We start from the raw sequence: 23,304 nt of genomic DNA on the forward strand, positions 1-23,304 counted from the left end.
GCGGGGCGGCTTTCAGCGGGATTTTTATGGGGTTACCCCCTTTATTGTCAGCACTCCAGGCGTCGGCCGTGGGGTGTTCTCCAGCTATTTAGTATTGGGAAGCCACAATGATTGGCATAAAAAGCATCGCCAGTTACGTGCCGGCGGACGGTATCGATAACTACGCCCAGGGTGCCAAATTCGCCAAGGATGAAGAGTTCATCATTGGCAAGATCGGTTCGGCGTTCCTGCCGCGCAAGGAAGCCACGCAGGAAACCTCAGATCTGTGCGTGGAAGCGGTCAACGCCTTGTTTGCCAACAACCCGGATCTCAAGCGCGAGTCGATTGACGCGCTGATCGTCGTGACCCAGAACGGTGACGAAGAGGGCTTGCCCCATACCGCCGCCATCGTCCAGGACAAACTCGGCTTGCCGACCCACGTCGCCGCGTTCGATATTTCCCTGGGCTGCTCCGGTTACGTCTACGGCATCTACGCGATGAAGGGCTTCATGGAGGCCGCCGGCCTGAAGAACGGCCTGTTGATCACCGCCGACCCGTACTCCAAGATCGTCGACCCGGAAGATCGCAACACCACCATGCTGTTCGGCGACGCCGCCACTGCGACCTGGATGGGCGAAGACGCCTCGTGGCTGCTGGGCAAGTCCAAGTTCGGCACCGACGGTTCCGGCGCACCGCACCTGAAGGTCAGCGATGGCGTGTTCTTCATGAACGGTCGCCAGGTGTTCAACTTTGCCTTGCTCAAAGTGCCGGCGCATTTGCACGAGCTGCTCAATGAGTCGGACCTCAAGGCCGATGACATCGACGCGTTCTGCATTCACCAGGGCAGTGCGGCGATTGTCGACGCCGTGGCCCGTCGCTTCGAAGAGGCGCCGGTGGACAAGTTCATCAAGGACATGGTCGAGACCGGTAACACCGTGTCGTCGAGCATTCCATTGCTGCTGGAAAAGCACGTGATGGACGCCACCTGGAAGCGTGTGGCGATCAGTGGATTCGGTGTGGGCCTGTCGTGGGGCTCGGCGATTCTGCATCGTCCGTGACGCGTCTTTAGACTGCGTTCACCGCAAAAGCAAACGCCGATGATCGAAAGATCATCGGCGTTTTTTATTTGGCGCCAGAAAAGCCATCAAAATCGGCGTTAAAACCCGGCTTAAACCCTTGAATTACAAGGGGTGGCACCACGCCAGTAAAAAAAATCAAAAAAACCCTCAAGCAACCGGCTACCACGACGATAACTATTACGTAGGTTCTCTAGGCCACACCCGGCGGTTGCCAGGGCCGGAAGCCGCAGTATCCAATACCAACGAGGATTTCGTCATGGCATTATCAGTAAACACCAACATCACTTCCCTGGGTGTCCAGAAGAACCTGAACAAAGCTTCCGACGCTCTGAGCCAGTCGATGAACCGTCTGTCCTCCGGTCTGAAAATCAACAGCGCTAAAGACGACGCTGCTGGCATGCAGATCGCCAACCGTCTGAACAACCAGGTCAAGGGCCTGAACGTTGCGATCGCCAACGCCAACAACGGCGTGTCGATTGCCCAGACCGCTGAAGGCGCGATGCAAGAATCCACCAACACCCTGCAGCGTCTGCGTGAACTCGCCCTGCAAGCGGCGAACGGTGATAAGAGCGACGCTGACCGTGTTTCCCTGCAGCAAGAATTCACCGCTAAAGTGGGCGAGCTGAACCGTATCGCCAGCACCACTACCTTCGGTGGTCGTAACCTGCTGGACGGCTCGTTCAACAACGTAGCGTTCCAGATTGGCGCAAACGCCAACGAGACTATCTCGTTCGGTATGACCGACATCAGCTCTACTGCGCTGAAAGGCAACTACAAAGAAGCTGCCGTAAACGGCGCCGCGATGACTGGTCTGGCTGCTACCGCTACTGGCTCGGTTCTGACTGATAAATCAACCGTAACTGGGTCTGCTGCAGCCGGCGCTACCACTGCTGGTGATAACTTCACCATTAACGGCACGACGATCACGCTTGCGGGTGGTGCTACTGCTACCGCTGCTGCTGATGATGCAGTGAAAGCCATTAACGCACAAACGGCCACCACTGGTGTTACTGCCAGCGCTGACGCTACTGGTATCGTGAGCCTCTCGTCGACCAAGGTATTTACCCTTGCCGCCGGTGCTACCAACGACGGTTTAGCCAAGCTCAACCTTACGGCTGCTGCTTCTCCTGCTCCCTCCAGTGACCTTACTGCTGACGGTGCCATTTCGGTTAACGGGACAGCCGTAACTTGGACAAAGGGCGCCACGATGGCGTCCGTTCTCACCAGCCTCGCCGGCGCCGCGGGTACTGGTGCCACGGCCACTTTCACTGATGGTCGTGTCAAGCTGACGTCGGGTGATGGTGCAGATATCAAACTGTCCAATACTTCCGCCGGTTCGCTGTCGCAGTTGGGCCTCTCCGCTGGTACTACTCAGGCCAAACTGACCGCTGACACCTCGATCGACGTAAACGGCGTTGAAGTGAAGTTCAAAAAGGGTGATACCGCTGACGCGATCGTTTCTTCGATCAACAGCGCCAGCACCGGTGTACAAGCCAGCAAAAATACTGACGGCACCCTGAACCTGTTCGCCGACAAAGACATCACCATCAAGGACGGCAGCGCCGGTACTGGCCTGGCGGCACTGGGTCTGACCACTGTTGCTGCGGCCGGTACTAAAACCGCCGTCACTATGGAAACCAGCGTTTCCGACCTGAACATCCTGACTGCCGCTTCTTCGCAGCAGGCTATCCAGGCTCTGGACGACGCCATGCAGCAGATCGACAGCCAGCGTTCGCAGCTGGGTGCCGTACAAAACCGCTTCGCCAGCACTGTGGCCAACCTGCAGAGCATTTCGCAGAACTCCTCCGCTGCCAAAGGCCGCGTAGAAGACGCCGACTTCGCTTCTGAAGCTGCTGAACTGACCAAGCAACAAACCCTGCAACAGGCTTCCACTGCGATCCTGTCCCAGGCCAACCAACTGCCTTCCTCTGTTCTGAAGCTGCTTCAGTAATAGCGGTAGCGGTTAAATAACGGGAGGGTGCGTTTAACAACGTGCCCTTCCGTTTTTTCAGTTTGGAGGTGATGACATGGACATGAGCATCAAGCTTAACGCGTCTTACCCGGCTGGTATTACCCAGGCCAGTAGTGCGCCTGTAACACCGTTCAAGCCTGCGGCCCCCAGTGAACCGGTCAAGGGTGAAGAGCCCCAGCGCGTGGCATTGGAAAAAGCGGTGACTGATATACGAGAGTTTGTGCAGGCTTCACAGCGCAATCTGGATTTTTCCATCGATGACACCACCGGCAAAGTGGTCGTCAAGGTGATTGCCACGGACAGTGGCGAAGTAATTCGACAAATTCCATCGGAGACCGCGCTGAAGTTGGCGCAGAATCTGAGCGATGCCAGCAGCGTGCTGTTTGACAGCAAGGCGTGAGTTGGCACGAAACATGTTTCTGATTGCGGTCAGAGCACGCGAGCGCCAAAAAAACGGCCGCTGCAGGACAAGGAGAATGGCAAATGGCTAGTTCAACGATTTCCGGCCCAGGTTCGGGCTACGACACGCAGGCTATCGTCAAAGCGTTGGTGGGGGCTGAGCAGGCGCCCAAGCAGCAGCAGATCACCAACGAACAGAAAGCAGCCACCGTCCAGTTGTCGGCTGTTGGCTCGGTCAAGACGGCGTTGGAAGCCTACCAGGCGGCGATCACCAAGTTGAACAATGCCTCGGCGTTTAACGGGCTGTCGGCCTCCTCTTCGGAGGAGAAGAACATCAAGGTCACTCTGGGGGACGGTGCATCCAGCGGCAAATACGTGCTTAAAGTCACCAACCTGGCGACCGCGTCGAAAGTCACTACGGCGATGAATGCGGACGGCGCTTCTGGCAAGGCCAACAGCACCGACGAAGATCAGACGCTGACGATCAATCAGTCGGGCAAAAGCTATGACGTGGTAATTCCCGGCGGCGCGACCTTGCAGCAAGTGCGCGAGACGATCAATACCCAGCTCTCGGCTCAGGGCATCAGTGCCAACGTGCTGAGTGACTCCAACGGCGCGCGTCTGGTGCTGACCTCGACCACCATGGGGGATGGTACCGACATCACTCTCAGCGGTGATTCCGAACTGGCCGTAGGCTACGACAAAGGCAAAGCCCCCACCAACGCCAAGTATTCAATCGATGACGTTGAAATGTCGTCGAACACCAATAAGATCACCTCTGCGATCAGTGGTGTGACCCTGGACCTGCTGGACACGATCGATACGACCAAGCCGACGACCATCACCGTGGCCAGCAATACCGATACATTGAAGACGTCGGTGCAGTCCTTCGTCAGTGCCTATAACACGCTGATGACCGCGATCAACACCCAGACCAAAGTCACGGCTACCGGGGATGCCTCGACCACCACAGCCGCGGCGTTGACGGGCGACGCGTCGATGCGTCAATTGGTCAACAGCCTGCGCTCCGAACTGGTCAACGGCTCTGGCGCTGGCACCATGACCAGCTTGGCGCAGATGGGTATCACCACGGATCAGAAAACCGGGCTGTTGAGCCTGGACGATAAGACCTGGGACAAAGCGGTGGTCAAGGGCGCAGGCGATATTGCCAAGCTGTTTACCGGCGACATTGGCTTGATCACACGCATGAACAAGGCGACCAACAGTTACGTGGGCACCACTGGCACCTTGGCAGCCCGTGCGACCGACTTGAACAATAAGTTGACGGATTTGAACACCCAGACGGCGGATCTGACACGACGCATGGACGCCTTGCAAAAGTCCCTGACCGCCAAGTACACCGCGATGGACACCATGATCGCGCAGATCAATGCCAGCAGCTCCAGCATCATGACCACCCTCAACTCGCTGAACAATCCGAAGTCGAGCTGATAGTCGGTGCGCCTAAAAGCCCTGATCCAGGGCTTTGTCGCATAGTTCTGGATTAAAGTTTTTGTCGCCATGGTCGAAAAACTGGTTAAGCAACCCTATTCGATTGTAGCCCGTTACGAGGTAGCAACATGAACCCGATGAGAGCCCTTCGCCAGTACCAGAAGGTCAATTCCCATGCTCAGGTCTCCGAGGCCAGCCCGCATCGCCTCGTGCAGATGCTGATGGAGGGTGGTTTGGATCGTATGGCGCAGGCCAAGGGCGCGTTGAGTCGCGGTGATATCGCCCAGAAAGGGCTGTTGCTAGGCAAGGCCATTGAAATTATCTCCGGCCTGCGCGATGGCCTGGAGCCGGAGAAGGCCGAAGATCCGGAAGCGATTCAGCGCTTGGACGCGCTGTACAACTACATGGGTAATCGTCTGGTCGAGGCTAATCAGGTCAATGACGCCGAGATGATCGACGAAGTCGCGCGTCTGCTGATCACCGTCAAGACTGGCTGGGATGCCATTGCTCCACAATAAGGCGGACCGCCTAGAGGTACACATCATGAGCCACGCACTGCAACGTATTGACGAGACCCGCGAAGCCCTGATCGGCGCGCTGGCTGAGCGCAACTGGGAGGCTGTCAGCGAGTTGGATCTGGGTTGCCGTGCGGTGATTGATGAGGTGCTCAGCGAAGCCCCTGTGGACGAAGATGCGCTGCGTGAGAAGCTGGAGAGTCTGCTGGCGGTCTACCAGCAATTGCTGGAGGTAACGACCGGCGAGCGCCAGGCGATTTTCGAAGAGATGTCGCAGATCAACCAAGCGAAGAATGCGTCAAAGGTCTACCATCTGTTCGGCTGAACAGACGCAGTTAATCCGACCGGCGCGTCATAAATTTGACCGTGCCAGCTTTTTTGACTTAACTAGTGCTGTTTTCAGAGTTCAGACGTCTATAGAGTAAGAAGTCCTACAGCCGTCTCGATTGCCCTTACACTTGGGCAGGAAGTTTTACTAGGGAAGTTGCTATTGCATGTGGCGTGAAACCAAAATTCTGCTGATTGATGACGATAGCGTCCGCCGCCGCGATTTAGCGGTGATTTTGAATTTTCTCGGCGAAGAAAATTTGCCCTGCGGCAGCCACGATTGGCAGCAGGCGGTCAGCTCGTTGTCGTCGAGCCGTGAAGTCATTTGTGTGCTGATCGGGACGGTAAACGCTCCTGGCGCTGTTTTGGGCTTGTTAAAGACACTGTCTACCTGGGATGAGTTCCTTCCCGTGTTGCTGATGGGCGAAAATTCTTCGCTCGACCTGCCCGAAGACCAGCGCCGACGTGTCCTTTCCACCCTGGAAATGCCGCCCAGCTACAGCAAATTGCTTGATTCCCTGCACCGTGCCCAGGTCTATCGCGAGATGTACGACCAGGCTCGCGAGCGCGGTCGTCATCGCGAACCCAACCTGTTCCGTAGCCTGGTCGGCACCAGCCGCGCCATCCAGCACGTGCGCCAGATGATGCAGCAAGTGGCCGACACTGACGCCAGCGTGCTGATCCTCGGCGAGTCGGGCACCGGCAAGGAAGTGGTCGCGCGCAACCTGCATTACCATTCCAAGCGCCGCGACGGGCCCTTTGTACCGGTCAACTGCGGGGCGATTCCGGCAGAGCTGCTGGAAAGCGAGCTGTTCGGTCACGAGAAGGGCGCCTTTACCGGCGCCATTACCAGCCGTGCCGGGCGTTTCGAGCTGGCCAACGGCGGCACTCTGTTCCTCGACGAAATCGGCGACATGCCGCTGCCGATGCAGGTCAAGCTGCTGCGTGTGTTGCAGGAGCGCACCTTCGAGCGTGTGGGCAGCAACAAGACCCAGAGCGTGGACGTGCGCATCATCGCCGCGACCCACAAGAACCTCGAAAGCATGATCGAGATCGGCAGCTTCCGCGAAGACCTCTACTATCGCCTCAACGTATTCCCTATCGAGATGGCCCCGCTGCGTGAGCGCGTGGAAGACATCCCGCTGCTGATGAACGAACTGATCTCGCGCATGGAACACGAAAAGCGTGGCTCGATTCGCTTCAATTCCGCCGCAATCATGTCCCTGTGCCGCCACGGCTGGCCGGGCAACGTGCGTGAGCTGGCCAACCTGGTGGAGCGCATGGCGATCATGCACCCCTACGGTGTGATCGGCGTGGTCGAGCTGCCGAAGAAATTCCGCTATGTCGACGACGAAGATGAGCAATTGGTCGACAGTCTGCGCAGTGACATGGAAGAACGGGTCGCCATCAACGGCCACACCCCGGACTTCGGTTCCACTGCCATGCTGCCGCCGGAGGGCCTGGACCTGAAGGACTACCTCGGCAACCTGGAGCAGGGCCTGATCCAACAAGCCCTGGACGATGCCGGTGGCATTGTCGCCCGTGCCGCCGAGCGCTTGCGCATTCGTCGTACCACCCTGGTGGAGAAGATGCGCAAGTACGGTATGAGCCGCCGCGAAGGTGACGAACAGGCGGATGATTGACGCCTGTTTTTCAACTGACTGAAAACTAAGCCTATTTTTTTAGGCACGGGTATTGCTACAGCCCTCGCAACGTTCCGTTTAACTGACGGTCAGCCAAGCGAGAGAGCATCATGCCCCACGCCGCCCAATTAGCCTCAGCCCCTGCCATCCAGGGGCTTGTTCCCTCCGCAGAGCCGCTCGCCCGGCAGGGTCTTGAACATGCGTTCTCGCAGTTCAACCAGATGTCGAGCCAACTGAGCGACTCCTACAGTCTGCTGGAAGCCCGGGTCTCGGAGCTTAAAGGCGAGCTGGCGGTGGTCAGTGCTCAGCGTATGCAGGAGCTGGCCGAGAAAGAACGCCTGGCCAACCGCTTGCAAAACCTGCTCGACCTGTTGCCCGGCGGCGTGATCGTGATTGACGACCAGGGCCGCGTGCGCGAAGCCAACCCGGCTGCCTGCGACCTGCTGGGACTGCCGCTGGAAGGCGAGCTGTGGCGTCACGTCATCACCCGCTGCTTCGCCCCGCGCGAAGATGATGGTCATGAAATCTCCCTCAAGGATGGGCGTCGACTGTCGATTTCCACCCGTTCCCTGGACGCCGAGCCCGGCCAGTTGGTGCTGCTCAACGACCTGACTGAAACCCGCCACTTGCAAGACCAGTTGGCGCGCCATGAGCGCTTGTCGTCCCTGGGGCGCATGGTCGCTTCTCTGGCGCATCAAATCCGTACGCCCTTGTCGGCGGCGTTGATCTACGCCAGTCATTTGACTGATGAACAGTTGCCAGCCGTGACCCATCAGCGTTTCGCCGGGCGCCTTAAAGAGCGTCTGCACGAATTGGAGCATCAGGTACGCGACATGTTGGTGTTCGCTCGCGGCGAACTGCCGTTGACCGACCGCATCACTCCGGCCGAGCTGATGCAGACCCTGCAGGCGGCGGCCGCCACACACATTCAAGACGCGCAGGTGCGCTGGCAGTGCGACAGCCACCAAGGCGAGTTGCTGTGCAATCGCGACACCCTGGTGGGATCGCTGCTCAACCTGATCGAAAACGCCACCCAGGCCAGCGGCCCCGGCGCGCGGCTCAAGGTGCATCTATATCGCCGTCAAGATTCGCTGCGCCTGTGCATCAGCGACAACGGCAGTGGCATCGACCCGCAGGTGCTGCGGCGTCTGGGCGAACCCTTTTTTACCACCAAGACCAACGGAACTGGCCTGGGCCTGACGGTGGTCAAGGCCGTGGCGCGCGCCCATCAGGGAGAATTGCAGCTGCGTTCCCGGTTGGGGCGCGGCACCTGTGCATTGATGAGCTTGCCGCTGTTTTCAGGCGCGGCAAGCGCGGAGTAAAGAGTCATGGCTATCAAGGTTTTACTGGTGGAAGACGATCGCGCCCTGCGTGAAGCATTGGCTGACACGCTGCTGCTGGCGGGCCATGACTACCGGGCGGTCGGGTCTGCCGAGGAGGCCTTGGAGGCGGTGGCCCAGGAGGCGTTCAGCCTAGTGGTCAGCGACGTCAATATGCCCGGCATGGACGGTCACCAGTTGTTGGCCCTGCTGCGCGCCCGCCAGCCGCAACTGCCGGTGTTGTTGATGACTGCCCACGGAGCCGTGGAGCGCGCGGTGGATGCGATGCGCCAGGGCGCGGCGGATTACCTGGTCAAGCCCTTTGAGCCCAAGGCCCTGATCGAGTTGGTAGCGCGCCACGCTCTGGGCGTGATCTCGGCGCACGAAGGCGAGGGTCCGATTGCCATCGAGCCAGCCAGCGCCCAGTTGCTGGAATTGGCGGCCCGCGTGGCGCGCAGCGATTCCACGGTGCTGATTTCCGGTGAGTCCGGTACGGGTAAGGAAGTGCTGGCGCGTTACATTCACCAGCAGTCGACCCGCGCCAAGCAGCCGTTCATCGCCATCAACTGCGCGGCGATCCCCGACAACATGCTGGAAGCCACGCTGTTCGGTCATGAAAAGGGCTCATTCACCGGTGCTATTGCGGCGCAAGCCGGCAAGTTCGAGCAGGCCGACGGCGGCACGATCCTGCTCGACGAGATTTCCGAGATGCCCTTGGGTCTGCAAGCCAAGTTGCTGCGTGTGTTGCAGGAGCGCGAAGTGGAGCGCGTCGGCGCGCGCAAACCGATCCAGTTGGATATCCGAGTGGTGGCCACCACCAACCGCGATCTCGCCGGCGAAGTGGCGGCGGGGCGCTTCCGTGAAGACTTGTTCTATCGCCTGTCGGTGTTTCCGCTGGCCTGGCGCCCTTTGCGCGAGCGTCCGGCGGATATCGTGCCCTTGGCCGAGCGCCTGCTGAACAACCACGTCAAAAAAATGAAGCACGCCCAGGCGCGGCTGTCGGCCGAGGCGCAGGCGTGCCTGATCGCCTATCCATGGCCGGGCAACGTGCGGGAACTGGACAACGCGATCCAACGTGCCCTGATCTTGCAGCAGGGCGGCTTGATTCAACCCCAGGATTTCTGTCTGGCCATGGGCAGTGGCGCGGCGCCGCTGCCGACACTGGCCCCCGCACCGTTGGTCGCCGAGGTGGAAACCGCCAGCGCTTTGGGCGATGACCTGCGTCGCCGCGAATTCCAGATGATCATCGATACCCTGCGCGCCGAGCGCGGCCGCCGCAAAGAGGCCGCCGAACGCCTGGGCATCAGCCCGCGCACCTTGCGCTACAAGTTGGCGCAGATGCGCGACGCGGGCATGGATGTGGAAGCGTATCTTTTCGCCACCTGAAAATAGCCAAGGCGTACAAGGTTTGTCGCCTTTTCTTACGAGTCGCCACGGATCTGGCACCCTTGTTGCTACCTCCCCTAGTAACTGCAGCGTAGTGTCAAATTTTTGCGGGTCGGAGAGAGAAGGTCATGAGCCAGGGTATTGAGTTCAATCGGTTGATGTTGGATATGCGCTCCATGCAGATGGATGCCATGGCTCAACCGAAATCCGTCGCGCCAGCGCCGGAATTGGGCCAAAGCAGTTTTGCCGACATGCTCGGTCAGGCCATCAATAAAGTCAGCGACACCCAGCAAGCCTCCAGCCAGTTGGCCAGCGCGTTCGAGATCGGCAAGAGCGGTGTGGACCTCACCGACGTGATGATCGCTTCGCAAAAAGCCAGCGTTTCCTTTCAGGCTCTGACCCAAGTGCGTAACAAGCTGGTTCAGGCCTATCAAGACATCATGCAGATGCCGGTTTAAGGGCGAGATTTAAGTCATGGCAGAAGCAGTCGTGGACAACGTACCCGCCAAGACAGAAGGCAAGCCGCCGCTGTTTGGCCTGTCGTTCCTGGAAAACCTTTCGGAAATGACCATGTTGCGTCAGGTTGGCCTGTTGGTCGGCCTGGCTGCCAGCGTGGCGATTGGTTTTGCCGTGGTGTTGTGGTCGCAGCAACCCGATTACCGGCCATTGTATGGCAGCCTGGCTGGCCTGGATTCCAAACAGATCATGGAAACCCTGGCCGCCGCCGACATCGCCTACACCGTGGAGCCCAACTCCGGGGCTCTGCTGGTCAAGGCCGATGACGTCGCCCGTGCGCGCATGAAGCTGGCCGCTGCCGGTGTGACGCCGTCCGACAGCAATATCGGTTTTGAGATCCTCGACAAGGACCAGGGCCTGGGCACCAGTCAATTCATGGAAGCCACCCGTTATCGTCGCGGCCTGGAAGGGGAACTGGCGCGTACCATCTCCAGCCTCAATAACGTCAAGGGTGCCCGCGTGCACCTGGCCATTCCGAAAAGCTCGGTATTTGTGCGTGATGAGCGCAAGCCCAGCGCCTCGGTGCTGGTTGAGCTGTTCGCCGGTCGTTCCCTGGAACCCGGTCAGGTCAATGCCATCGTCAACCTGGTGGCTACCAGCGTTCCCGAACTGAGCAAATCCCAGATCACCGTGGTGGATCAAAAGGGCAACCTGCTCTCCGACCAAGCTGAGAACTCCGCGCTGACCCAGGCCGGCAAGCAGTTCGATTACAGCCGCCGCGTGGAAAGCATGCTGACCCAGCGCGTGCACAACATCCTGCAACCGGTGTTGGGCAATGACCGCTATAAAGCCGAAGTCTCCGCCGATGTGGATTTCAGCGCCGTGGAGTCCACCTCTGAGCAGTTCAACCCTGACCAGCCGGCCCTGCGCAGCGAGCAGTCCACCAGCGAACAACGCACCGCCAGCAATGGCCCCCAAGGTGTGCCGGGAGCCCTGAGCAACCAGCCGCCATCGCCGGCCTCGGCCCCGCAAACCACCGGTGGCGCCGCCGCTACCGCCGGCGCGATCCAGCCTGGGCAACCGCTGCTGGACGCCAACGGTCAGCAGATCATGGACCCGGCCACCGGCCAGCCGATGCTCGCCCCGTACCCGGCGGACAAGCGTAACCAGTCCACCAAGAACTTCGAGCTGGACCGTTCCATCAGCCATACCAAGCAGCAGCAGGGCCGTGTCAATCGCCTGTCGGTGTCGGTAGTGGTCGACGATCAGGTCAAGGTCAATGCCGCAGACGGCGCGGTCACCCGTGCCCCGTGGAGCGCCGACGAATTGGCGCGCTTTACCCGCCTGGTGCAGGACGCCGTCGGCTTCGACGCCAGCCGTGGCGACAGCGTGAGCGTGATTAACATGCCGTTCTCCGCCGAGCGTGGCGAAGTGATTGCCGAGCCTGCGTTCTACTCGCAGCCGTGGTTCTGGGACATCGTCAAGCAAGTGCTGGGTGTGCTGTTCATCCTGGTGCTGGTGTTCGGCGTGCTGCGTCCGGTGCTCAACAACATCACTGGCAATGGCAAGAAACAACTGGCCCTGGCCGGCGGCAGCGATGTCGAGTTGGGTGGCATGGGCGGCCTGGACGGCGAACTGGGCAACGACCGCGTCAGCCTCGGCGGCCCGCAAAGCATCCTGTTGCCAAGCCCGAGCGAAGGCTATGACGCGCAGTTGAACGCAATCAAGAGTCTGGTAGCAGAAGACCCGGGCCGTGTGGCTCAGGTCGTGAAAGAGTGGATTAACGCAGATGAGTGATAATCGAGCCGCTGTTGCCAAGCTCTCCCGAGTCGACAAAGCCGCAGTCCTGCTGCTGTCGTTGGGGGAAACCGACGCCGCCCAAGTGCTGCGCCATATGGGGCCCAAAGAGGTTCAACGGGTGGGCGTGGCCATGGCGCAAATGCGCAATGTGCACCGCGAGCAAGTCGAACAGGTGATGAGCGAGTTCGTCGAGATTGTCGGCGATCAGACCAGCCTGGGCGTCGGTTCCGACAGCTACATCCGCAAGATGCTCACCTCGGCCCTGGGCGAAGACAAGGCCAACGGCCTGATCGACCGTATCCTGCTGGGCGGCAATACCAGCGGCCTGGACAGCCTCAAGTGGATGGAGCCGCGCGCCGTGGCCGATGTGATCCGCTACGAGCACCCGCAGATCCAAGCGATTGTGGTGGCGTACCTTGACCCCGACCAGGCTGGTGAAGTGCTGGGCCACTTCGACCACAAAGTGCGTCTGGACATCATCCTGCGCGTGTCGTCGCTCAATACCGTGCAGCCGGCGGCCCTGAAAGAACTGAACACCATCCTGGAGAAGCAGTTCTCGGGCAACTCCAATGCCTCGCGTACCACCCTGGGCGGTATCAAGCGCGCGGCGGACATCATGAACTTCCTCGACAGCTCGGTCGAAGGCCAGTTGATGGACTCGATCCGCGAGATCGACGACACCCTGTCCGGCCAGATCGAAGACCTTATGTTCGTGTTCAACAACCTCTCCGATGTCGACGACCGTGGCATCCAGGCGTTGCTGCGCGAAGTGTCCTCCGACGTGCTGGTACTGGCACTCAAAGGCTCCGACGACGGCGTCAAGGAAAAGATCTTCAAGAACATGTCCAAGCGCGCGTCCGAACTGTTGCGCGACGACCTGGAAGCCAAGGGCCCGGTGCGCGTCAGCGACGTGGAAACCGCGCAGAAAGAAATCCTCACCATTGCCCGCCGTATGGCCGAAGCCGGAGAAATCGTTCTCGGTGGGAAGGGCGGCGAAGAAATGATCTAAGGCGTTGTCCATGTCGAGCAAAGATGAGGCACCCAGCGATCTGATTCGCGCACGGGATGTCGGCGGGTTCGACATCTGGTCGTTGCCCAGCTTCGACCCGCATGTGCCTGAACCCGAACCCGAACCGGTGGAAGAACTACCGGTGGAAATGGAAGAAGTGCCGCTGGAAGAAGTCCAGCCGCTGACCCTGGAAGAGTTGGAAAGCATCCGCCAGGAAGCCTACAACGAGGGCTTTGCCGCTGGTGAAAAAGACGGTTTTCGTAGCACCACCCTAAAGGTGCGCCAGGAAGCCGAGGCCGCGCTGGCTGTGAAACTGGCCAGCCTGGAGCGCTTGATGGGCAGCTTGTTCGAGCCTATCGCCGAACAGGACACCCAGATCGAAAAAGCCATGGTGCGCCTGGTGGAGCACATGACGCGTCAGGTGATTCAGCGTGAGTTGGCGCTGGACTCCAGCCAGATCGAAAGCGTCATGCGCGAAGCCCTCAAGCTGCTGCCCCTGGGCGTCGGCAATGTGCGGCTATACATCAACCCGCAGGATTTCGAACAGGTCAAAGCCCTGCGCGAGCGCCATGAAGAAACCTGGCGCATCGTCGAAGACGCCGCGTTGCAGCCCGGCGGTTGCCGCGTCGAGACCGAGCACAGCCGCATCGATGCCACGGTGGAAACCCGCATCAGCCAGATCATGGCCAAGTTGCTCGATCAACAGCACGAGCAGGTGCTGAACCCGGCCGAACCGGACCTGAGCATCGACTTGGACGCCCCCGATGCGCCTTGATCGCACCAGCTTCACCAAGCGCTTGAGCGCTTACACCGAAGCCACCGAATTGCCCGGCCAGCCGATCCTGGAAGGGCGGCTGTTGCGCATGGTCGGCCTGACCCTCGAAGCCGAAGGCTTGCGCGCCGCCATGGGCAGCCGCTGCATGGTGATCAACGACGACAGTTATCACCCGGTGCAGGTTGAAGCCGAGGTCATGGGGTTTTCCGGCAGCAAGATTTTCCTGATGCCCGTGGGCAGCCTGGCGGGCATCGCCCCCGGTGCCCGCGTGGTGCCCCTGGCCGATACCGGCCGCCTGCCCATGGGCATGAGCATGCTCGGTCGCGTGCTCGACGGCGCCGGTCGCGCGCTGGACGGCAAGGGCGGTATGAAGGCCGAAGATTGGGTGCCGATGGACGGCCCCACCATCAACCCGCTCAACCGTAACCCCATCAGCGTGCCGCTGGACGTGGGGATTCGCAGCATCAACGGTTTATTGACGGTCGGCCGCGGCCAGCGTCTGGGCCTGTTCGCGGGCACCGGCGTGGGTAAGTCGGTGTTGCTGGGCATGATGACGCGCTTTACCGAGGCCGACATCATCGTGGTTGGGCTGATCGGCGAGCGGGGCCGGGAGGTGAAGGAGTTCATCGAGCACAGCCTCGGCGAGGAAGGTCTCAAACGCTCGGTGGTGGTTGCATCCCCTGCCGACGATGCGCCGCTGATGCGACTGCGCGCCGCCATGTATTGCACGCGTATCGCCGAATACTTTCGCGACAAGGGCAAGAACGTCCTGTTGCTGATGGACTCGCTCACCCGTTTCGCCCAGGCCCAGCGGGAAATCGCCCTGGCCATCGGTGAGCCGCCGGCCACCAAGGGTTACCCGCCGTCGGTGTTCGCCAAGCTGCCTAAGCTGGTGGAGCGCGCCGGTAACGCCGAGGCCGGTGGGGGCTCGATCACCGCGTTCTACACGGTGCTGTCCGAAGGCGATGACCAGCAGGACCCCATCGCCGACTCGGCCCGGGGCGTACTCGACGGCCATATCGTGTTGTCGCGGCGGCTGGCGGAGGAGGGGCACTACCCGGCCATCGACATCGAAGCGTCCATCAGCCGGGTGATGCCGGCGGTGGTCACGCCCGAGCACATGACTCGTGCCCAGCAGTTCAAGCAGTTGTGGTCGCGTTATCAGCAGAGTCGCGACCTGATCAGCGTCGGCGCCTATGTGGCCGGCGGCGATCGCGACACCGACCTGGCCATCGCCCTGCAACCGCAGTTGGTGACGTACCTGCGCCAGGGCCTCAACGACAAGATCAGCATGGGCGAAAGCGAAGCGCACTTGCAGTCTATCTTCGCCCCGGCGCCAGGCGGCTAAGCCATGGCCAGCAGTCGCGCGTCACGCTTGGCCCCGGTGGTGGACATGGCCGAAAAGGCCGAAAAAACCGCGGTGCAGCGCCTGGGGTATTTCCAGGGCCAAGTGCGCTTGGCCGAAAGCAAGCTGGGCGACCTGGAGCGTTTTCGCGGCGAGTACCAGCAGCAGTGGATCGAGCGCGGCGCCAAAGGCGTATCGGGCCAATGGCTGATGGGCTATCAGGGCTTTCTCAACCAGTTGGAAACCGCCGTCGGCCAGCAGCGTCAAAGCCTGGCCTGGCACCAGAACAATCTCGACAAGGCCCGTGAGAGCTGGCAGCAGGCATTCGCCCGCGTCGAAGGTTTGCGCAAACTGGTGCAGCGCTATATCGATGAAGCGCGGGCGATTGAAGACAAGCGCGAGCAGAAGTTGCTGGATGAACTGTCCCAACGCCTGCCGCGTCCGGAACAGTTCTAAATGACGGACTGTGTTGCCCGCACTCGGTTCAACTGCTAAACCTTGTGTGTACGTCACCTACGACAAGGAAGCAGTCATATGTCAGTCGAGTCAGTTGTATCCCCGGACGGGAAGAAGTTGACCATCGTTATCAAAGGCCGCTTCGATTTCAGCAGCCACCAGCTCTTTCGTGACGCTTACGAGCGGTTCTACAAGGATCCAGATACCTATATCGTCGACCTTAAAGAAACCACCTATTTAGACAGTTCCGCCCTGGGCATGCTGCTGTTGCTGCGAGACCACGCGGGGGGGACGAGTCTGAGGTCAGGGTGATCAACAGCAACTCCGATGTGCGCAAGATCCTCGCCATCTCCAACTTCGACAAACTGTTCGACATCAATTGAGCGCCCTGGCCCCCGCCCATGAGGCGCTAACGATCCTGATCGCCGATGACAGCGCTACTGACTTGTTGCTGCTGTCGACCATTGTGCGACGTCAGGGGCATCAAGTACTCACCGCCGCCAATGGGCGCGAAGCGGTCGAGGTATTCACGCGCGCGCGTCCGCAACTGGTGCTGATGGATGCGCTGATGCCGGTGATGGACGGCTTCGAAGCCGCGCGCTGGATCAAGCAGTTGTCCGGCGAAGCTTTGGTGCCGATCATCTTCCTTACCTCCCTGACCGACAGCGCCGACCTAGCCGAGTGCCTGGACGCCGGCGGCGATGACTTCCTGGCCAAGCCCTACAACCCCTTGCTCCTGGCCGCGAAGATCAACGCCATGGACCGCCTGCGCCGCCTGCAAGCCACGGTCTTGCAGCAGCGCGACCTGATCGCCAAGCACAATGATTACTTGCTGCACGAACAGCGGGTGGCCAAGGCGGTATTCGACAAGGTCGCGCATTCGGGCTGTATCAATGCCGCGCCGAATATTCGCTACCTGCAATCGCCCTATGCGTTGTTCAACGGGGACTTGCTGCTGGCGGCCTACACGCCCTCCGGCGATATGCACGTAATGCTCGGCGATTTTACCGGCCACGGTTTGCCGGCAGCAGTGGGGGCCATGCCCCTGGCGGAAGTGTTCTATGGCATGACCGCCAAGGGCTATGGCCTGGCGCAGACTCTGCGCGAGATGAACGCCAAGCTTAAACGTATTCTGCCGGTGGACATGTTCTGCTGCGCGACCCTGCTGTGCCTGAGTACCGATCGGCGCGTGGTCGAGGTATGGAACGGCGGCATGCCCGAGGGCTATGTGCATGAGGTAGCCACGGGTAAGCGTACACCGCTGGTGTCGCGACACCTGCCGTTGGGAGTGTTGTCGGCGGAACTGTTCGACGACCGCACTGAAGTCTGGCCCATGGCCCTGGGCGACCGGGTGTTTCTGCTGTCCGATGGGGTGTTGGAAACCGCCGACGCCAATGATCGATTGTTCGGGGTCGAGCGTCTGCAGGAGGTATTCGACACCAACCGCGAGCCCGATCGTCTGTTCGACGACATCGAACAGGCGCTGGTCGCGTTTCGCGGTGAAGCCCGCGATGACGTGAGCATGGTGGAGATTACCTTGAGGTCAGGTCTGGCGACGCGCGCCACCGGGCCGTTATACGCCGACAGCGGCCAGTCGTGCCCACGGGATTGGTCAGTGAATTTCGAATTTCGCGCCGAAACCCTCAAGCACTACAACCCGTTACCCTACCTGCTGCAACTGCTGTTGGAGATCCACGGCCTGCGTGCACAGAGCGGCGCGCTCTACAGTGTGATGGCCGAGCTGTACTCCAACGCGCTGGAGCACGGCGTACTCGGACTGGATTCTTTGCTCAAACGCGATGCCCAGGGCTTCGCGGACTATTATCGCCAGCGCAACGAGCGTCTGGCCCAACTGGACAGTGGTTACGTGCGAGTGCAAGTGCAAGTGGCGCCCAATGGAGCGGGCGGGACGATGACCTTGCGGATCGAAGACAGCGGCCCCGGGTTTGACGTGGAAAAAGTGCTGGCGCGGCCGGCGGATACCGACCGTCTGTCTGGGCGCGGCTTGAGCCTGGTACGCCAGCTCAGCCGCGATATACGCTGGTCCGATGGCGGGCGCTGTGTCTGCGTGGAGTTTTCCTGGGAGGCTCTGGCATAATCCGCCGATTCTTGATCAAGGAGCGAGCAAGTGGTCGATGTTCATCTGGACCCTGACGTGTTGTCGGGTTTGCAGGAAGTCATGGAAGGCGAGTACCCCAAACTGCTCGAAACCTTTCTTGACGATTCGCAAAAACGCATCGAAGCGCTGCGCACCGCGCGGGATGACGCTAAAGCATTGGGCAGGATCGCCCATAGCTTCAAGGGCAGCAGCGGTAACCTGGGGGCTGTGCGCCTGGCGCAGTTGTGCCAGCGGCTGGAGCTGGAATCCGGCGAGCCGACAGCAAATCTAGAGGCGCTGGTGGATCAGATCGATCATGAGTTTGCGTTGGTCAAGCCGCTGTATGAGTCGGAGCGCCAGCGGTATCAGGTGTAGCGCCAAATCCGCTGTTCAGCAGACAGAACCACACTTGGCCCGACTCTTGCTGTAGCTCTCGATACTGCATCCTCGATCCCCATGCAGTGGAGACCTTTATCATGCCAGTCGCCACGAATTCGCTTCTTCAGGCTGCCCCCGCAGCCAAGTCTCAAGCGCCCGCCGCCAACCCGCCGGCGGTGGCGGCGGACCCACGGGACAAGGGCCCTGGCTTCGCTCAAGTGTTCGCCAGCCAGGGTTCCAAGCCCAGCCTCAAGGGCGATGACAACAGCGTCAAACCCTCTCGCGACAAGCCCGCCGATGCCAGCGCCAAGCCGTCCATTGGGGGGGACAAGCCTGCCGCCAACACACCGGCGGTTGCCGATAGCGGCAATACTTTGCCTGCCAATAATCCACCGGCCAAAGCCGATGACGATGCCGATCAGGACGCCGCCGCCGACCCGAGCCTGGCGCAGCAGCCTGCGGTGGATCCCGCGTTGATCGCCGCTGTCGTGCCGGTCGCGGTGCCTGTGGAAGCCCCGGCTCCGGTCGTTGACTCTGTCGATGCCAATACTCAATTGCCGGTCGCCGCGCCACTCGTGGCCAGCGATGACGCCAAGCCCGCCTTCGACCCCGAGGCCGACCCTCTAGATGCAATGCCCGCCGTACGCCTGGCCATGGAGCAGGGCGGTCATGTGTCGGCCAGCAGCCAGGCTTCGGCGAAAACCGCCTCGGCATCGACCCAGGAACAACCGACCGCCGCACAGAACTTCGCCGCAGGCATGGCCAGCATGGTCGATCAGCAAGCCACCAAGGACAGCACCGACCAAGGCGGCGACAAGGCTTTCAGCGGTTTGATTGACGATGGTCTCAAAGACCTCAAGAGCGCCAGCAGCGACACTCGGGTCGACGACTTCGCCAACCGCCTCGCCGCGCTGACCCAGGCCGCCACGCCGAAGACCGCCAACGCCTTGCCGCCTGTCGCGAACGCGCCGCTGGCCATGCACCAGAGCGGCTGGACCGACGAGATCGTCAACCGCGTCATGTACCTCTCCAGCGCCAACCTCAAATCGGCGGAGATCCAGTTGCAGCCGGCCGAACTTGGACGCCTGGATATCAAGGTCAACATGACCGCCGACCAGCAGGCCCAGGTCAACTTTATGAGCGCCCACCCGGTGGTGCGCGAAGCGTTGGAAAACCAGTCCGGGCGTTTGCGTGAAATGTTTGCCCAACAGGGCATGGGGCAAGTGGACGTCAACGTCTCCGACCAGTCCCGTGGCCAGGAGCAGCAACAGCAACAGGCGCAGACCCGCAGTGTGAGCAGTAGCGGTGGACGCGGTGACGTCGGCGACAGCGGTGGTCACGTTGACGTGGCTGAAGCAGTGGCGCCGGTGACATCGACAGTAATCGGCTCCAGCGCGGTGGATTACTACGCTTGATGGGAGGGGGCTTGCCTCGATAACGGTGTATCAGCCCGCTGATGTATAAGCTGGCACACCCTCATCGGGGGCAAGCCCCCTCCCACATTTTGATCTCGTTTCGTCAATTGCCACTCAAGCTGGAATGCGATTCGAGTGGGAGGGGGCTTGCCCCCGATGAGGGTGTGTCAGTTCATAGATAAGTTGACTGATACGCCGCTATCCGGGGGCAAGGCCACCCCCACACTTTATGGTGTTCCTTTGTCTGTGTTCAGCCAGACAACTCTGGCATAACACTTGCTCTTGCCTTCCCGTAGATCTATGAATCCCCGAATAGTGACGGATTATTGGCATGGCGAAGAGCGACGACGCAGCAGCAAAAGCACCCGCAGGCAAAGGTAAGCTCAAGCTTATTCTGTTGATAGTCGTGGGCCTGCTCCTGGCCATCGGTGCCTCGGTGGGTGGCACCTGGTACATCATGCACAGCAGTGCAAGCAAACCGGCACCCGCCGCCGAGACCGCCACCAACGTCAAGCAACCGGCAATCTTCGAGCCGATGCTTCCGGCCTTTGTCGCCAACTTCAACCAGAACGGTCGTCAGCGCTACCTGCAGGTGAGCATCACCTTGCTGGCGCGCAACCAGTCGGACCTGGAGGCACTCAAGGTGCATATGCCGGTGATCCGCAACAACCTGGTAATGCTGTTCTCCAGCCAGAGTTTCGACACCCTGGCCACGCCGGTCGGCCAGGAAATGCTGCGCCAGAAGGTCACTGCCAGCGTGCAGGAAGTAGCCCAGAAAGAGCTGGGCAAAACGGTGGTCGAACAGGCGCTCTTCACTAACTTCGTATTGCAGTAGGATCACGACATGGCCGTGCAGGACCTGCTGTCCCAGGATGAAATCGATGCGCTGTTGCATGGCGTCGACGATGGTCTGGTACAGACCGAAATGGCTGCCGAGCCCGGCAGTGTCAAAAGTTATGACCTGACCAGCCAGGATCGCATCGTCCGTGGACGCATGCCGACCCTGGAAATGATCAACGAACGTTTCGCCCGTTACACCCGTATCAGCATGTTCAACATGCTGCGCCGCTCGGCGGACGTGGCGGTGGGCGGCGTGCAGGTGATGAAGTTCGGCGAGTACGTGCACTCGCTGTACGTGCCCACCAGCCTCAACCTGGTCAAGATCAAGCCCTTGCGCGGCACCGCGCTGTTCATTCTCGACGCCAAATTGGTGTTCAAGCTGGTGGACAATTTCTTCGGCGGCGACGGCCGCCACGCCAAGATCGAAGGCCGTGAATTCACCCCCACCGAGTTGCGCGTGGTGCGCATGGTGTTGGAGCAGGCGTTCATCGACTTGAAGGAAGCCTGGCAGGCGATCATGGAAGTCAATTTCGAGTACATCAACTCGGAAGTGAACCCGGCCATGGCCAACATCGTCGGTCCCAGCGAAGCCATCGTGGTGTCCACCTTCCATATCGAACTCGACGGCGGTGGCGGTGACCTGCACGTGACGATGCCGTACTCGATGATCGAACCGGTGCGCGAGATGCTCGACGCCGGCTTCCAGTCCGACCTGGACGACCAGGACGAGCGTTGGGTCAAAGCCCTGCGCGAAGACTTGCTGGACGTCGACGTGCCGCTGAGCGCCACCGTGGCCCGCCGTCAGTTGCGCCTGCGCGACATCCTGCACATGCAGCCGGGGGACATCATCCCGGTGGATTTGCCGGAACAAATGGTCATGCGCGCCAATGGCGTGCCGTCGTTCAAGGTCAAGCTCGGTTCCCACAAGGGCAACCTGGCATTGCAAGTGGTTGAGCCGATCAACCGTCGCTGATTCCTAATTTATGAATGTTTGCTTCGCCGAGGACATGTAATGGCTACCGAACACGAAAACACTTCCGCCGAAGACCAGGCCCTGGCCGACGAATGGGCGGCGGCCCTGGAAGAGACCGGCGATGTCGGTCAGGACGATATCGATGCGCTGTTGGCCGCTGACGCCGCCACCGCGCCGGCTGGCAATCGTCTGCCGATGGAAGAGTTCGGCAGCGTGCCGAAGAACAACGACCCGGTGACCCTCGACGGTCCGAACCTGGATGTGATTCTGGATATTCCGGTGTCGATTTCCATGGAAGTGGGCAGCACCGACATCAACATCCGCAACCTGCTGCAGCTCAACCAGGGCTCGGTGATCGAGCTGGACCGCCTGGCCGGTGAACCGCTGGACGTGCTGGTCAACGGCACGCTGATCGCCCATGGCGAGGTGGTGGTGGTCAACGAAAAGTTCGGCATCCGCCTGACAGACGTGATCAGCCCAAGCGAACGCATCAAGAAGTTGCGCTGATATGAAGCGGCTGATGGTGGGGCTGTTGATCGCGTTGGCGCTGCCCGTGTGGGCGGCGGAGCCGGTGGCCCAGGCCGCTGCGGCGCCGGTGGTCGGCAGTGTCGGCGGGCAGTTGACCCAGCTGGTGCTTGGCCTGCTGCTGGTAGTGGGCTTGATCTTCGTGCTGGCCTGGCTGATGCGCCGGGTGCAGCGCGTAGGCCCTGGCAATGGCCAGGTGATCGAAATGATCGGAGCCCGCGCCCTCGGCCCGCGCGATCGGCTGGTGCTGGTGCAGGTGGGTGAGGAACAGATCCTGCTGGGTATCACACCTGGGCGCATCACCCCACTGCACGTACTCAAGACACCGGTAAATGTGGAGCAGACCCAGTCCGCCACGCCCGAATTCGCCCAGCGCCTGATGGAATTGCTGGGCAAGGATCAGAAGGATAAGAAGTAATGCGCGTTTTATTGACGCTCATGCTGTTGCTGGCCGCGCCCTTGGCGCTGGCCGCCGACCCGTTGTCGATCCCGGCCATCACGCTGGGGACCAACGCAGCGGGCGCGCAAGAGTATTCGGTGAGCCTGCAGATCCTGCTGATCATGACCGCGCTGAGCTTTATCCCAGCGTTCGTCATGCTGATGACCAGTTTCACGCGGATCATCATCGTCTTTTCGATCCTGCGTCAGGCGTTGGGCCTGCAGCAGACTCCGTCGAACCAGATCCTCACCGGCATGGCGCTGTTCTTGACGCTGTTCATCATGGCGCCGGTATTCGACAAGGTGAATACGCAAGCCCTGCAACCCTATCTGGCGGAGAAAATGACCGCCCAGGACGCCATCGACAAGGCTCAGGGCCCGATCAAGGACTTTATGCTGTCGCAAACCCGCGCCAGCGACCTTGAGCTGTTCATGCGCCTGTCCAAGCGCACCGACATCGCCAGCCCCGACCAGGCGCCGTTGACCATTCTGGTGCCGGCATTTGTCACCTCCGAATTGAAGACGGCGTTCCAGATCGGCTTCATGATCTTTATTCCGTTCCTGATCATCGACCTGGTGGTGGCGAGCGTGCTGATGGCCATGGGTATGATGATGCTGTCGCCGCTGATCATCTCGTTGCCGTTCAAGATCATGCTGTTTGTGCTGGTGGATGGCTGGGCGCTGATTATCGGCACCTTGGCCGGCAGTTTCGGAGGGGTATAGCG

At 60.5% G+C, this 23,304-nt stretch carries 23 protein-coding genes and 1 pseudogene; all 24 read left to right on the forward strand.

The genetic code is table 11. From position 1 onward, the window contains the following. Positions 1-107: 107 nt before the first annotated feature. The 24 genes and pseudogenes from K1567_RS24735 (at position 108) to fliP (ending at position 23,302) form a co-directional block, all read left to right on the forward strand. A complete protein-coding gene (locus K1567_RS24735; RefSeq protein ID WP_034114743.1) occupies positions 108-1,037 on the forward strand; it encodes a ketoacyl-ACP synthase III in 930 nt (309 codons plus the stop codon). Positions 1,038-1,314: 277 nt separating this feature from the next. Next, complete coding sequence (locus tag K1567_RS24740) at positions 1,315-3,009, forward strand: flagellin (RefSeq protein WP_220698952.1); 1,695 nt, start codon at positions 1,315-1,317, stop codon at positions 3,007-3,009. A 76-nt stretch (positions 3,010-3,085) separates the two neighbouring features. After that, positions 3,086-3,430, forward strand: a complete 345-nt coding sequence (locus tag K1567_RS24745) for a flagellar protein FlaG (protein ID WP_034099511.1) — start codon at positions 3,086-3,088, stop codon at positions 3,428-3,430. A gap of 83 nt (positions 3,431-3,513) precedes the next feature. Beyond that, on the forward strand, positions 3,514-4,881 hold the full coding sequence (gene fliD, locus K1567_RS24750; RefSeq protein WP_220698953.1) for a flagellar filament capping protein FliD: 1,368 nt from the start codon (positions 3,514-3,516) through the stop codon (positions 4,879-4,881). A 128-nt stretch (positions 4,882-5,009) separates the two neighbouring features. Next, positions 5,010-5,399, forward strand: coding sequence for a flagellar export chaperone FliS (gene fliS / locus K1567_RS24755; RefSeq protein WP_034099507.1), 390 nt, complete (start codon positions 5,010-5,012; stop codon positions 5,397-5,399). Between the two features lie 25 nt (positions 5,400-5,424). Further along, complete coding sequence (gene fliT, locus K1567_RS24760) at positions 5,425-5,721, forward strand: flagellar protein FliT (RefSeq protein WP_034099506.1); 297 nt, start codon at positions 5,425-5,427, stop codon at positions 5,719-5,721. A 169-nt stretch (positions 5,722-5,890) separates the two neighbouring features. Beyond that, a complete protein-coding gene (locus K1567_RS24765) occupies positions 5,891-7,366 on the forward strand; it encodes a sigma-54 dependent transcriptional regulator (RefSeq protein WP_034099504.1) in 1,476 nt (491 codons plus the stop codon). Positions 7,367-7,476: 110 nt separating this feature from the next. Beyond that, positions 7,477-8,688 carry a PAS domain-containing sensor histidine kinase gene (locus K1567_RS24770; protein ID WP_047881320.1) on the forward strand — a complete coding sequence of 404 codons (1,212 nt, stop codon included), beginning with the start codon at positions 7,477-7,479 and terminating at the stop codon, positions 8,686-8,688. A gap of 6 nt (positions 8,689-8,694) precedes the next feature. After that, positions 8,695-10,071 carry a sigma-54 dependent transcriptional regulator gene (locus K1567_RS24775; protein WP_034114734.1) on the forward strand — a complete coding sequence of 459 codons (1,377 nt, stop codon included), beginning with the start codon at positions 8,695-8,697 and terminating at the stop codon, positions 10,069-10,071. 128 nt (positions 10,072-10,199) lie between these two features. Then, positions 10,200-10,529: a flagellar hook-basal body complex protein FliE gene (gene fliE / locus K1567_RS24780; RefSeq protein ID WP_034099500.1), complete on the forward strand. Its 330-nt coding sequence runs from the start codon at positions 10,200-10,202 to the stop codon at positions 10,527-10,529. Between the two features lie 16 nt (positions 10,530-10,545). Further along, positions 10,546-12,324, forward strand: a complete 1,779-nt coding sequence (gene fliF / locus K1567_RS24785; protein WP_034099499.1) for a flagellar basal-body MS-ring/collar protein FliF — start codon at positions 10,546-10,548, stop codon at positions 12,322-12,324. Next, positions 12,317-13,336: a flagellar motor switch protein FliG gene (gene fliG, locus K1567_RS24790; protein WP_034099497.1), complete on the forward strand. Its 1,020-nt coding sequence runs from the start codon at positions 12,317-12,319 to the stop codon at positions 13,334-13,336. Before fliF ends, fliG begins: the two co-directional genes overlap by 8 nt. A gap of 10 nt (positions 13,337-13,346) precedes the next feature. Beyond that, positions 13,347-14,111: a flagellar assembly protein FliH gene (fliH, locus tag K1567_RS24795; protein ID WP_034099495.1), complete on the forward strand. Its 765-nt coding sequence runs from the start codon at positions 13,347-13,349 to the stop codon at positions 14,109-14,111. Next, positions 14,101-15,459, forward strand: a complete 1,359-nt coding sequence (gene fliI, locus K1567_RS24800) for a flagellar protein export ATPase FliI (RefSeq protein WP_034099493.1) — start codon at positions 14,101-14,103, stop codon at positions 15,457-15,459. Before fliH ends, fliI begins: the two co-directional genes overlap by 11 nt. 3 nt (positions 15,460-15,462) lie before the next feature. Then, entirely contained in the window at positions 15,463-15,912 is a 450-nt protein-coding gene (gene fliJ, locus K1567_RS24805; RefSeq protein WP_034099491.1) for a flagellar export protein FliJ, read from the forward strand. Positions 15,913-15,990: 78 nt separating this feature from the next. Then, positions 15,991-16,295: pseudogene (locus K1567_RS24810) on the forward strand (STAS domain-containing protein). Then, complete coding sequence (locus tag K1567_RS24815) at positions 16,292-18,010, forward strand: fused response regulator/phosphatase (protein WP_034114732.1); 1,719 nt, start codon at positions 16,292-16,294, stop codon at positions 18,008-18,010. The pseudogene K1567_RS24810 and the gene K1567_RS24815 overlap by 4 nt, the downstream one beginning before the upstream one ends. Before the next feature lie 30 nt (positions 18,011-18,040). Continuing rightward, on the forward strand, positions 18,041-18,385 hold the full coding sequence (locus K1567_RS24820; protein WP_034114730.1) for an Hpt domain-containing protein: 345 nt from the start codon (positions 18,041-18,043) through the stop codon (positions 18,383-18,385). Positions 18,386-18,486: 101 nt separating this feature from the next. Further along, entirely contained in the window at positions 18,487-19,803 is a 1,317-nt protein-coding gene (locus K1567_RS24825; RefSeq protein WP_034099484.1) for a flagellar hook-length control protein FliK, read from the forward strand. 331 nt (positions 19,804-20,134) lie between these two features. Further along, complete coding sequence (gene fliL / locus K1567_RS24830; RefSeq protein WP_034099481.1) at positions 20,135-20,638, forward strand: flagellar basal body-associated protein FliL; 504 nt, start codon at positions 20,135-20,137, stop codon at positions 20,636-20,638. 9 nt (positions 20,639-20,647) lie between these two features. Then, the gene (gene fliM, locus K1567_RS24835; protein WP_034099479.1) at positions 20,648-21,616 is read left to right on the forward strand and encodes a flagellar motor switch protein FliM; all 969 of its coding nucleotides are present in this window, start codon (positions 20,648-20,650) and stop codon (positions 21,614-21,616) included. A 39-nt stretch (positions 21,617-21,655) separates the two neighbouring features. Beyond that, complete coding sequence (fliN, locus tag K1567_RS24840; protein ID WP_027603860.1) at positions 21,656-22,123, forward strand: flagellar motor switch protein FliN; 468 nt, start codon at positions 21,656-21,658, stop codon at positions 22,121-22,123. Between the two features lies 1 nt (position 22,124). Further along, the gene (gene fliO, locus K1567_RS24845; protein ID WP_034099475.1) at positions 22,125-22,559 is read left to right on the forward strand and encodes a flagellar biosynthetic protein FliO; all 435 of its coding nucleotides are present in this window, start codon (positions 22,125-22,127) and stop codon (positions 22,557-22,559) included. Beyond that, on the forward strand, positions 22,559-23,302 hold the full coding sequence (fliP, locus tag K1567_RS24850; RefSeq protein ID WP_034099473.1) for a flagellar type III secretion system pore protein FliP: 744 nt from the start codon (positions 22,559-22,561) through the stop codon (positions 23,300-23,302). The genes fliO and fliP overlap by 1 nt, the downstream gene beginning before the upstream one ends. Positions 23,303-23,304: the final 2 nt, after the last annotated feature.

This window comes from Pseudomonas sp. S5F11, assembly GCF_019641515.1.
Taxonomy (GTDB): domain Bacteria; phylum Pseudomonadota; class Gammaproteobacteria; order Pseudomonadales; family Pseudomonadaceae; genus Aquipseudomonas; species Aquipseudomonas rhodesiae.